The organism is Thalassotalea fonticola (assembly GCF_032911225.1).
GTDB lineage: Bacteria > Pseudomonadota > Gammaproteobacteria > Enterobacterales > Alteromonadaceae > Thalassotalea_A > Thalassotalea_A fonticola.
In genome coordinates, this window is the sequence record NZ_CP136600.1 from 4608914 (window position 1) to 4621282 (window position 12369).

Genomic DNA, 12369 nt, shown 5'->3' on the forward strand with positions numbered 1-12369 from the left:
ATACAGGATGTTTCTCAAACTATAGGTTCTGCTGATTATCCGTCAATATCATATTTGCTGCTTTTGCACCAATCATAATACATGGAGCGTTGGTATTGGCACTAACAATGGTTGGCATAATAGAAGCATCAGCTACTCTTAATTTTGCAACTCCATGAACTTGTAAACGCTCATTCACTACCGCCATTTCATCATTGCCCATTTTACAGGTACCTACGGGATGATAAATATTATTCGATTTTTCTTTTAAAAATTCGATAATTTGTTCATCGCTTTGTATGGAATCTCCTGGAAATATTTCACCCATATTATTTTTTCTAAGAGGCTGAGTTGACATCAATTGTCTGGTCATGCGCACGGCTTTTATCATATCTTTAATGTCGTCATCATGGCTGAGTAAGTTGCCATTAATTAAAGGCGCACTGTTAATATTATTGTCTTTTAATCTTAAACTTCCTCTGCTTTTAGGACGCAGTAAACAAACATGCATTGATAAACCTTGTTCAAAAAATAATTTAAGATTTCGTCCATGATCATCCATTGCGCCCGCAATTAATTGCCATTGAATATCAGGTCTGGCATTTGAATCACCGTTTAATGCAGTAAAACCTCCTGACTCAACCAGGCTGGTAGTCATAGTTCCGGTTTTATGTTTGAAGAAACGTACGCTTTGTTTAGCCAAATTGATAAAAGGCTTAGGGTGTAAACTGATTAAATTCTCTCGCTTGTGGCGATTAACAATTATTGCATCTACATGATCTTGAAGATTTTTACCGACACCCTTTAATTCATGTTCGAGCTTAATATTTAGCTGTTCAAGTTCATCATTAGTGCCTATACCACTTAACATCAGTAGTTGTGGGCTGTGTATAGCACCAGCAGATATAATGACTTCTTTATTGGCCTTAAGGTTTAACAAACTATTTTGCAGCTGATATTGCACGCCATAGGCAATTTTATCTTTAATTAGAATTTTAGATACTTTGCTATGGGTCAATACGGTCAGGTTTGTGCGAGTCATTATCGGTGTTAAGAATGCTTTTGCAGCACTAAAGCGTAAACCGTCTTTTTGGGTAACTTGATAATATCCAACGCCGTTTTGTCTGGCACCATTAAAATCAGGGTTAAAAGAGTAACCCGCGTTTATCCCTGCTTGTACAAAATCAGCGCCAATAGGGTGCGAAGAACGCGAGTCGGCCACATTTAAACCGCCGGATTGACCATGATATTGATCACATATACGTTCTTGTGACTCTGTATTGATAAAAAAGGGGAGAACATCATCATAGCTCCAGCCATCATTACCTAAATTGGCCCAATCATCATAATCTTCACGTTGACCTCGGGTATATAACATTGCATTTATCGCGCTACTGCCGCCTAAGCCTTTGCCTCTAGGGTTATAAATAGTGCGATTATTTTGCTGCGGTTGCGTAGTTGATTCAAAGCAGTAATTAAACTTGTTTAAACGCATTAAGGCTGCTGTACCTATAGGTGTATTTACGAGAAAATTATCATTTTTCCCGCCAGGCTCTATTAGGCACACCGTGTATTTACCACATTCACTTAATCGGTTTGCTAATACGCAACCGGATGAACCACCACCTACAATTATATAATCAAACGTATCAGTCATTTTTAAACTTATAATAAAAAGTAAGCGTTTAATCTAATCTATAAATAACAGATTTACAAGTTCAGGTCATACCAGTTTGGTATAAGAAGGTGTTGAGATAAAAAAAGCTGCAAAATGCAGCTTTTTAATTGATTTATAAGTTATTCAGCATTAACTTGATAATGAGCTGGCATGATCCTGACAGACTTTATCATGTTGTCATTTACATCAATAACTTCCATCGGATAGCCGGCAATTCTCACACTGATATTAGGCTCGGGAATTTCTTCTAAATACTCGAGAATTAATCCATTGAGTGTTTTAGGGCCATCAATTGGTAAGCTCCACTCCATTTCTTTATTAATGTCTCTAACGTTGGCGCTACCATCGACTAAGAAGCTACCATCTGGTTGAGCAGTAACTTCATCACTAGGTGCAGGCTCCATTGTCGTGGTGAAGTCACCAACAATTTCTTCCAATATATCTTCTAAAGTTACTAACCCTTGGATATCACCATATTCATCAACCACTAGGCCTAAACGCTCTTTAGCATGTTGGAATTTCAGTAGTTGTACATTAAGTTGAGTGCCTTCAGGGATGAAGTATAATTCTCTTACTGCACGTAATAATGTTGCTTTGGTAAATTGGCTTTTCGAAAGCATTTTAACTGCATCACGCATGTGCACATAACCAACAACATCATCAATGCTGTCGCGGTATAAAATTACCCGAGTGTGATTGGCGTGAGTTAATTGTTTTTGAATAGCCTTCCAGTCGTCATTGATATCAATGCCCTGAATTTCACTGCGTGGGATCATAATATCTTCAACCGTGACTTTTTCTAGGTCGAGAATACTCACTAGCATATCTTGATCTTTAGCTGGTAACAGAGCAGTTGATTCATTAACTACTGTACGTAATTCCTCAGAACTTAAACTATGCTCTTGGCGTTGCTCAGGGCTTATTCTAAACAATATTAATATACCATTTGTGATCCAGTTTAATGCAACTACAAATGGGTAAAATATTTTGAGCAGTATTTTTAATAAAATAGAGCTTGGAAAAGCAACTCTTTCAGGGTGCAACGCAGCTAAGGTTTTTGGTGTAACTTCAGCAAATATTAAAATAATAAAAGTTAAAATTAGACCCGCTATAAATGGACCTGCTTCACTATCTAGCAGGCGTGCGCCAATAATACCGGCAAGAATAGATGCAAATATATTTACTAAATTATTGCCAATTAAAATCAGACCAATTAGTTGATCTGGTCGATCAAGTAATTTACTAACTCGTTTTGCGCCATTGTGATTATTTTGTTCTAAATGCCGTAAACGATATCTGTTTAATGACATCATGCCGGTTTCTGAGCCAGAGAAATATGCAGAAATTAAAATTAATACACCAAGTATGCTAAACAGCGTACTAGTCGATATGTCGTCCAAGAAAGGAGTCCTATGTTGCTAAAATCATAAAAAGTGACGTTAGTTAAAACATCACTTCAAAATATACTTATACCTGAACTTTTAAGATAAGAGAAATTCTTTTACAAATCTACTACCAAAGTACGATAACGTTAACAAAGATGTTGCGATAACAGACAGCACTAATACCTTATTACCACGCCAACCCATTTTGTAATGCCCACGCATAATTATTAGATAAATAGCCAAAGCAAACAATGATAACAATGTTTTATGTAAAAATTCTTCAGCAAAAAAACTTTCAATAAAAACCAACCCTACGGCTTGTGACAGCATTAAACAAACTATACCGGCTGACATGATTGAAAATAATTGCCCTTCAACTTGCATTAAAGGTGGCAAGTGGTTTACTGCACTTATGTTCTTAGATTTTAATTTATAATTGATATAACTTACCTGGAAAGCGTATAAAGTCGCTATCACTAGAATACCATAAGACAATAACGCCAAAGTTATATGTATTACTAAAGGAATTTTCGTTGGGTCAATCACCAAATGGTGATCTTCTGGAACAAAAATTAACACTGTGTGTAAGATCGCTGAAAATGCATACACCACAGGCAAAATTAAATTGGCTTTAAAGCGAATAGAAATCAAAGTAACCGAAAAAGAGATAATAAACGCGACTAATGAAATAACGTTAATTAAGCTGAAATCTACATCGTCGTGAAAAAATATACTTTTTGACAATAATAAACTGTGGCCAACCACAGCCAAACAACCAAGTGTTAAATATACTTTTGGGTTAGGACCTGTTGTGTCAAACAACTTTGAAGAAACAGCTAAGGCTGCAGCTACATATAATGTAATAACTACAATGGTGAGAATACTAACTAAATCCACCGATTACTCCTGTAAGGCGTTAATTTTTTTACTAATCTAAATTAAGTATCGAAGATAGTAACAAAATACTAATCTCTAAAGCTAATGTTATTTAATGATCAAACGTCGTAATGGTTTAATTGCCATGCTCACTAATAAAATTGAGCAACTTAAGGCGAACCAGTTTGGTAGCATTTCATGGCTATGGCTCATTTGTTCGCTAATATTAATGTTAAAAGCAATTAAAGCCAGATCTAAACAATAACCAAAGCTTATTGCTGAAATAGAAATTCCTAATAAATAACGAATAAGCACACTAGCGCCCATTTCTTTTTTTATCACACCCAAGGTTGAAATATTAGTAGCGGGGCCAGCCATCATAAATACCAAGGCCGTTCCAGGCGATATTCCGGCAAGGATAAAGCCCGCCGCAATTGGTGTTGAAGCTGTTGCGCAAATGTACATAGGAATTGAAATAGCGATCATTATGAGCATAGCAACTAAACCACTGCCATAACTTAATAAAAATTCTGCAGGTAAAAAGGTGCGAACCAATGTAGCAAACAGTAAACCAATAAATAACCAAATAATTAAGTCATCAATTAACTGAGTAAAGCCGTATTTAACGCCTTGCAATGCTTTTGTTAATAATGAATCAGATTTTGGCGCTGCGTTTGAGGCACAGCAGGTGGTTTCAGTTTCTTCATTATCAACATGTTGATGTTGACCGTTGCTTTTACTGGCGCAGCAAGATTTAACTTCATCAGTTGAAAGTGTTAGTTCTTCTTTACTGGTACTAACTAGGAAACCAGTAAAAATGGCGGAGAAAATCGCTGCAAACGGGCGATAGATTGCCATAATAGGGCCTAGTAACGCGTAGGATACAGAAACAGAATCAACCCCGGTTTCAGGTGTGGCCACTAAAAAAGCTGAAGTGGCAGGAGATGAAGCCCCCGAACGTTTAAGCTGTGTAGCCACAGGAATTACACCGCAAGAACAAAGCGGCAGCGGGGCGCCTATAAATGCAGCCTTTATAATTGCAAGTTTCCCTTCACCTAAATGTTTGCTCAAAATTTGTGTCGGTACAAATGACTTCATCAAGCCAGCAATAATTAAACCTAATAATAACCAGGGACTTGCTTCATTGGTTAAGGCTAATAAATTAATTGCTAATTGGCTGATAATATCCATAAATGACTTCTATAGGGTTGAAAATAATATTTTTGTTACTATTAATATTGTACCTTAGTTTTTTGTAAAATTAACACTTTTAACGATACAACCTACAGGTTTGTTCATTTTATGCTTTCGCTTATTATTAGTGCAGGTATAATACGTGTCATTATATCGATATATCGCCATTTAAAGTAATTAGATTATGTTTGAGAATCTCTCCGATCGTTTATCCAAAACCCTGAAAAATATCAGTGGTCGTGGCCGTCTTACCGAAGACAACATTAAAGACACCTTACGCGAAGTGCGTATGGCTTTATTAGAAGCTGACGTGGCTTTACCTGTTATTCGTGAGTTTATCGCTAACGTTAAAGAAAGAGCTGTTGGCCAAGAAGTTTCGAAAAGTTTATCCCCAGGGCAAATTTTTGTAAAAATTGTTCGAACTGAACTTGAATCTGCAATGGGCCAAGCCAATGAAGCTCTGGACTTAAAAGCTACGCCGCCAGCAGTTATCTTAATGGCTGGTTTGCAAGGTGCGGGTAAAACCACCTCTGTTGCTAAACTTGCTAAGTTTTTAAAAGAACGCGAAAAGAAAAAAGTATTAGTTGTTAGTGCCGATGTTTATCGACCAGCCGCTATAAAACAACTTGAAACCTTAGCTGGTGAAGTTGAAGTAGATTTTTTTCCAAGTGATATTTCACAAAAGCCTACCGCTATTGCCAATAGTGCAATAGAGCATGCGAAAAAACAATTTTGTGATGTAGTTATTGTCGATACAGCTGGCCGTTTACACGTAGACGGCGAGATGATGGATGAAATTAAACAATTACATACCAACATCAAACCAGTAGAAACTTTATTTGTTGTTGATGCTATGACGGGGCAAGATGCCGCCAATACAGCAAAAGCGTTTAACGATGCTTTACCGTTAACCGGTGTTATCTTAACTAAAACGGATGGTGATGCACGTGGTGGTGCGGCGCTTTCTATTCGTCATATTACGGGTAAACCAATTAAGTTTATGGGGGTTGGTGAAAAAACTGACGCCCTAGAACCATTTCATCCAGATCGCGTAGCATCTCGAATTCTTGGTATGGGTGATGTGTTATCACTTATTGAAGAAGTTGAGCAAAAAGTTGATAAGAAAAAAGCCGAACAATTAGCTAAAAAAGTTAAAAGTGGTAAAGGTTTTAGCTTAGAAGATTTTCGTGACCAACTGGTGCAAATGAAAAGCATGGGCGGCATGATGGGCATGATGGATAAATTACCAGGTATGGGTAATATGTCTGAGCAAGTTAAAGGACAAATGGATGATAAAGTTACTATCCGAATGGAAGCTATTATTAATTCAATGACCCCGGGCGAACGTGAACGTCCAGACATTATTAAAGGCTCTCGAAAACGCAGAATTGCGGCGGGTTCTGGTACGCAAATTCAAGATGTGAACAAGCTACTTAAGCAGTTTACTCAAATGCAAAAAATGATGAAAAAAATGTCTGGCAAGGGCGGCATGAAAAAAATGATGCGCTCAATGCAAGGCATGATGCCTCCAGGTGGTATGGGCGGTGCCGGCGGTATGGGTGGAATGGGCGGCCCGGGCGGAATGTTCCGTAAGTAAATTTAAGTCAACCTTCTCAATTCATAAATAATAAGTACATCCCTTTTGGGATTACGCATGCATATATTCACGCCAGCCAAATTTACTTCTTTGGTTGGTCTGAATTTATTCTGACGTTATAGCACCTTAACGCAACCTGAAAAATTCTCCGTTTGAGCTATATGTTACTCTCATGTAGTATGATCTTAATAAAAAAAAATTGACTTAAAAACTAATAAAAAATCAACTTCCAAAGGCATCCAGTAAAGTGCAGTTATTCAAATCTCTATTTTGTTTCAAAGGCTTAGATAATTCAGAGCGTTATTTTGCTATCAGTATTTGTTGTTTGGCCGTTTTCTTTTTATTTAATGGCGTTATCTTATCTTCACTAACCGCGAAGTTAATTTTGGTTGTTGTTATTACAGTTGTCTATTTTGCTGCAGGCATTCGTCGCTGTAGAGACGCCCACAAGCGTTCGGGGTCGGCATGGTTAACTAGTGCAATAACTGCATTATCATTTTTACTGATCATATTAATACCTTCTAGTACCAGTTATGTATTGTTAATATTGCCAGTAATGGCGAGTTTATACTTATTTTCTTTATCATCTTTCGCGCCACAAGTGTATGTTATGGGTTACTGTGGTCCTGTTGATTTAAGTGCTTTGTCAGAGCCAGTTAAAGTAGAAAGAAAACCATTATCAAACCGTATTGAACCGAGTTTATTTGGGGGAACAAATGAGCAAGATGATGAATTTAATATTTATTCACCGTCTGCTGAACCTGAAGATGTTGTTCAATCAGTTCAACAACCAGCTAAACAAGCGAGTAATGATTTAGCTTTGTTGATTAATAACTGGTTATTAACAAATCAAAAAATCGCTGTTATAGCGGCAATAATCATTTTAGTAATAAGTGCCGTTATTACTAGTTTACCTTTTTTAAATAACACAGTACTTGCTGACGAAGCAGCACAAAATGCCGAACAACAAGCAGAGCAACCTAAAACGGTCACACATCGTCAACAATTGTTAGCCATGCCAGATGAATTTTATCTATTATTAGATGATCATGAAGGCCTAATTGTGCATTGGAAGGCTGACTTAATTCGTGAGGGCGAAATCTGGTCACAAGCAAGTGCAGAGGGCGACGATAGCTGTGAGGTCATTGAATTTAACAATGGCGATAAAGTAAGAACAATCAATGTTGTGGTTGAAGATTCTGGTAGCTATTACGCGAACTTTTCGCCTTTAGATACTGCGTTTGTCGTTAAGTCATTGGCAAGGAGAGGGAACTTTGGTCTATGCGGCTATAATTTCTCACTTAAGGGCTCACAAAAAGCACTGAATTCTAACCCTATATACAGTGATTACGCCAATTAATACTGAGTCAGAGTTAGGTTTCTACTAATAAACCTGACTCTGACCCTAGTTTTAATCTCTATTTCTATTAAAAAATCCTGTCAGCACTGCTAATAGCCATAGGTAGCTCAATGCGCCGCCACCGCCACCGCCACCAGATTTTGGCTCTGGCGCGACTGCATTTTGTACCAAAATGTCCACTTCATCGGCAAACTCCCCGGGCAGATGATCATCATGTACTTCTAATTGAAACGTTAATGTTTCGTTGGCAGCAACTGTTGGCGCCGTAAAGCTTGGTTTTTCTTCCGTTATATCACTCAAACTAACAGTAGTTCCGGCAAGCTGAGTCCATTGATAAATTAGCCTATCACCATCAATATCTGAGCTTGCTGAAGCATCAAGATTAACGATAGTGCCTTCATTCACGGTTTGATCTGGTCCGGCATTGGCAACTGGGGCTGTATTTGGTAGCACCGTTACTTTATAAACACTACCGCTATTCCCATTAGGTAGGCCATCAGTATTTGCCAGTAAATACAGCTCATTGTTAGCATCTTGGCCAAATCCAAGGACTTTACCAAAATCGATAGTGTCTTCATCTTTAAAAGTTGAAATGGTCTGTTCTTTATTGATGTAGAATATCGGGCCGTCGTAATCGGCAAAAAGGTAACGGTCTTGTAGGTTTTCATATGTTTGACCGCGATAGATAAAGCCACCTATTACTGCACGCCCCTCATCATGATCGTATTCAACAGTGGGGTTGATGGTACCCATGGCATCTACTTGCTCAAATACAAAACCGTCTTCAGTATCGTTAGCATCAAAGCCAAAACTACCTTCCCGTTTATTCCAACCATAATTGCCACCGACAGTTACGATATTGACTTCTTCAATAGCATTTTGCCCTACGTCAGCAACATATAAATCACCAGTGTCAACATCAAAAGACATTCGATAAGGATTACGTAAACCGAAAGCGAAAATTTCTCTGCCGATAGTATTTACAAATGGGTTGTTTGCAGGCACGCCATAATTGCCATTCTCACTATTACTTCCCATTGGGTCAATTCGAACGATGGTGCCTAATAAATTACTATTATCTTGAGCGTTACCCGTTAAACCATGGCCTTCACCTTGATCGTCGGCATTGCCGCCATCACCCAAACTCACGTAAAGCAGCCCACTACTGTCAAATGCCAAGGCACCGCCGTTATGATTAAATTGTGGTTGTTCAATAGTGAATAATATCCGTGAAGGTGTGTTATCAATAATTATGCCGCTATCGCCAGCAATTGTTGCGCTCCACTCCCTAAGTACCGATTGATGATCACCTGTACCGGCAACAGGCATAGTGCTAAAATCAGCATTTTCTGTGACAAGCTCAGAAGTATAAGTATACATTTTGCCATTGCTAACAAAGTCTGGATGAAACGCTATTCCTAACAGGCCCCTTTCATCATAGCCACCAAAATCAGCTATACCTACAGGAACCAGTAACGAACTTAAATTTGCTATCTCAGTTTTTATGCCTGTAATTGTGTTTATTGCCCAAATACTGCCGACCTGATCAATCACATAAATAAAGTCGGTTACACCCGGAGCGCTCGTTCCCCAAAGAGGAGCTACAAGGCCTGAGGCTAGTAATTCCAATTTTAATTTAAGGCCGCCCTCTGCGATAGGAATAGGCAATGGATCATCTAAAGGACCTGGTGGTGAATCTATAGCGGTAAAACTAAACGTGTCGAATACGGCATAACTGCTCGAATTATTGACTAATTCCAATCGAGAAATGCCATCTACAGAGGTTAAGGTGATTTGTTGCCATTGGGTGGTTGCCATGAAGGTATTTGTGAGGTTGCTGTTAATGTCATAAACTCGAACTTCTGCTCCCGCTGCCCCTGTTTGCGCTCTTAACCAAACATCAACCATGCCTGCTGGCGTCTCAAATTCAACCATGCCAGTGTTATTTTGCACCATAAATGCATTCATACCGTCATGGTAAAGTGATGCTATAGCTGCTGTTTTGGCATGGCCGTTTTTGAAGGTTACAGTGTTTGGACTCGTCCCTCGAGTAAATTCTCCCGTGGTGTCGGTGAACTCAAACCCTGTAGCGAAATCAGCTGAATAGCTGCTAAAGCTAATAATAAGCAGAGATAATAATGAAATGAGTAAAAATTTAAGCGAAAAAAAAGTCGATACTTTAGCTGCATTAAACATAACAAGGCCTTTGTCATTTATTTTACTAAAATATAAGACCCGAGCAGATTAATTTTTATTTCAAATACCTGTTTCCGCTTTAGATCATAACCTCATCAGACGCTTTAACGCTCTGAAGTTATTTTTAGTCAAAATTTTATTACCTAACGCGGTTAGCATTGAGCCAAGTACAACTAAACATGCACCGATATAAGCAATATTATTTAATGACTGCGCGCTAAACATTTTTGGCCAGATTTTCTCTGCAATAGTGGCAAACAATACCGTTAGTAGGGGGGTAATCGCCAATACCGCGCTTACCTTAGATGCCGGCCAATATTCAAGAGATTCAGCAAAGGTGCCGTATGCAATAAGGGTATTAGCACAACAAAAGAATAATAATAAAAAGGCAATTAAACTTAATGAACCAATGTCAGTTGGAGTAGCCACTGGTAAAAAGAATAAGCTGGAAAATAAATAGATGAACCACATGATTTGGTTCGAACTAAAGTGATTAAGCATCTTTTTTTGCAAAATCGCATATATCGCCCAAGTAGAAGACGCGCCAAACATGATGATGAAGCCAGTGATAAAGCTACTGTTCTCTATATCGCCTGCTTGTGTGAACTGTTGATTAAAGAATAATAATAAACCTGAAATCAATACCAATGAGCCAACCATTTGCCCACGGCTAAAGTCTTCTTTTAAAAATAGCACGCTGCCTATTAACATCATAAAAGGTGCCATTTGGATCAGCATTTGTGCAGTTTCTGCAGGCACGTAGTATAAAGCTGATAGGTACAGAATATAATTTAATGATAAAAATATAGCGGCAAAAAACAGTCTTTTGAATAAACCTTTGTTTTTAAAAATAGCTGTTGGGATCTTTTTCTTACGATAAAGCATAAAAGAAACAATGATCGCAGCAAATAAAAAGCGATACCAAGTGATGGTATAAGAATCCATTAATTGCAACACACTGGTAAGTGCTAATGGAAGCAAACCCCACATAACGGCTGTTATGAGTGCTAAAGTTAAACCTTTTAAATTGTTGCTGCTTGATGTTGGCATAATAGGAATGTTTTAACCTGTTGGAATCTGCAAAAATTAATACTTAAATCGTATCAATCAGTAAAGGAGGGCGGATTTTATCGTAGATTTTGTCGATTAGCTTGTTTTTTTCGATTATTTTCCCCTTAAAGCAGCATTTAAGTTGCAATTTAGCTGTAAAAGCGTAAAATCTGCGAGCTTTTCTATCCCTTGTGGTTAGAAAGTGTCTGGAAAATTCGTTTTATAACTTAAATATAGAGGACGGTATGGTTACCATTCGTTTAGCTCGTGGCGGCGCGAAAAAGCGTCCATTTTTTACAGTGGTTGTTGCTGACAGCCGTAACTCTCGCGATGGTCGTTTCATCGAGAAAGTTGGTTTCTTCAACCCTACTGCACAAGGTCAAGCGGAAAAACTTCGTTTAGATCTTGACCGTATCAACCACTGGGTTGGTCAAGGTGCAACGGTTTCTGACCGTGTTGCAAAGTTAGTTAAAGACGCTTCTGCGGCTTAATTAACTGATTGATATTGAATAAAGAGAATTAGCAAAACATGGAAAAAGACGTCATCCTTGGAAAAATTGGTGCTGTTTACGGCATTAAAGGTTGGTTAAAAATTCATTCTTTTGCCGATACTCCAGAAGCAATTTTCGATTATAGCCCTTGGGTGTTAAATCTTAATGGCAAAAAACTAACAGTAACAGTAAGTGAATGGCGTCGTCATTCAAATAGCTTAATTGCTAAATTTGCTGATATCAGTGACCGTAACGAAGCACAGTTAAGAACTGGTGCTGAAATTACAGTATCGAGCGATCTACTGCCAGAATTACCAGAAGGTGAGTTTTACTGGCGCGATCTAATTGGTATGGATGTGGTGAATACTTCTGGCTATAGCCTAGGTAAAGTAACCGACATTATGGAAACCGGCTCAAACGATGTACTGGTGGTTAAAGCTAATCGCACTGATGCGTTTGGCAAAAAAGAAAGGTTAATTCCTTATCTTGATGAGCAAGTGATCAAACATGTATCACTTGAGCATAAACAAATTGACGTGGACTGGGACCCAGGTTTCTAACTC

General features: G+C 38.2%; 10 protein-coding genes. 4 read left to right on the plus strand and 6 right to left on the minus strand.

Annotation, left to right across the window (positions count from 1 at the left end; genetic code table 11):
* Positions 1-19: 19 nt before the first annotated feature.
* The 4 genes from RI844_RS19050 to RI844_RS19065 form a co-directional block, all read right to left on the minus strand.
* Positions 20-1636, minus strand: a complete 1617-nt coding sequence (locus RI844_RS19050; protein ID WP_348396221.1) for a GMC family oxidoreductase — start codon at positions 1634-1636, stop codon at positions 20-22.
* 140 nt (positions 1637-1776) lie between these two features.
* Complete coding sequence (locus RI844_RS19055) at positions 1777-3057, minus strand: HlyC/CorC family transporter (RefSeq protein WP_348396222.1); 1281 nt, start codon at positions 3055-3057, stop codon at positions 1777-1779.
* 81 nt (positions 3058-3138) lie between these two features.
* Complete coding sequence (locus RI844_RS19060) at positions 3139-3939, minus strand: cytochrome C assembly family protein (RefSeq protein ID WP_348396223.1); 801 nt, start codon at positions 3937-3939, stop codon at positions 3139-3141.
* 87 nt (positions 3940-4026) lie between these two features.
* A complete protein-coding gene (locus tag RI844_RS19065) occupies positions 4027-5109 on the minus strand; it encodes an SO_0444 family Cu/Zn efflux transporter (RefSeq protein WP_348396224.1) in 1083 nt (360 codons plus the stop codon).
* 187 nt (positions 5110-5296) lie between these two features.
* On the opposite strand from RI844_RS19065, the gene ffh reads away from it, so the two are divergent.
* Both ffh and RI844_RS19075 read left to right on the plus strand, forming a co-directional pair.
* The gene (gene ffh, locus RI844_RS19070; protein ID WP_348396225.1) at positions 5297-6709 is read left to right on the plus strand and encodes a signal recognition particle protein; all 1413 of its coding nucleotides are present in this window, start codon (positions 5297-5299) and stop codon (positions 6707-6709) included.
* A gap of 247 nt (positions 6710-6956) precedes the next feature.
* On the plus strand, positions 6957-8069 hold the full coding sequence (locus RI844_RS19075) for a hypothetical protein (RefSeq protein WP_348396226.1): 1113 nt from the start codon (positions 6957-6959) through the stop codon (positions 8067-8069).
* A 51-nt stretch (positions 8070-8120) separates the two neighbouring features.
* Here the strand turns inward: RI844_RS19075 and RI844_RS19080 are convergent, their stop codons facing one another.
* Both RI844_RS19080 and RI844_RS19085 read right to left on the minus strand, forming a co-directional pair.
* A complete protein-coding gene (locus RI844_RS19080; RefSeq protein WP_348396227.1) occupies positions 8121-10265 on the minus strand; it encodes a PQQ-dependent sugar dehydrogenase in 2145 nt (714 codons plus the stop codon).
* Positions 10266-10349: 84 nt separating this feature from the next.
* Positions 10350-11315 (minus strand): DMT family transporter, encoded by a 966-nt coding sequence (locus tag RI844_RS19085; RefSeq protein ID WP_348396228.1) that lies wholly within the window; start codon positions 11313-11315, stop codon positions 10350-10352.
* 245 nt (positions 11316-11560) lie between these two features.
* Between RI844_RS19085 and rpsP the strand changes: the two genes are divergently transcribed.
* Both rpsP and rimM read left to right on the plus strand, forming a co-directional pair.
* A complete protein-coding gene (rpsP, locus tag RI844_RS19090; RefSeq protein WP_033078455.1) occupies positions 11561-11806 on the plus strand; it encodes a 30S ribosomal protein S16 in 246 nt (81 codons plus the stop codon).
* Positions 11807-11844: 38 nt separating this feature from the next.
* A complete protein-coding gene (gene rimM / locus RI844_RS19095; protein WP_348396229.1) occupies positions 11845-12366 on the plus strand; it encodes a ribosome maturation factor RimM in 522 nt (173 codons plus the stop codon).
* Positions 12367-12369 lie beyond the last annotated feature (3 nt).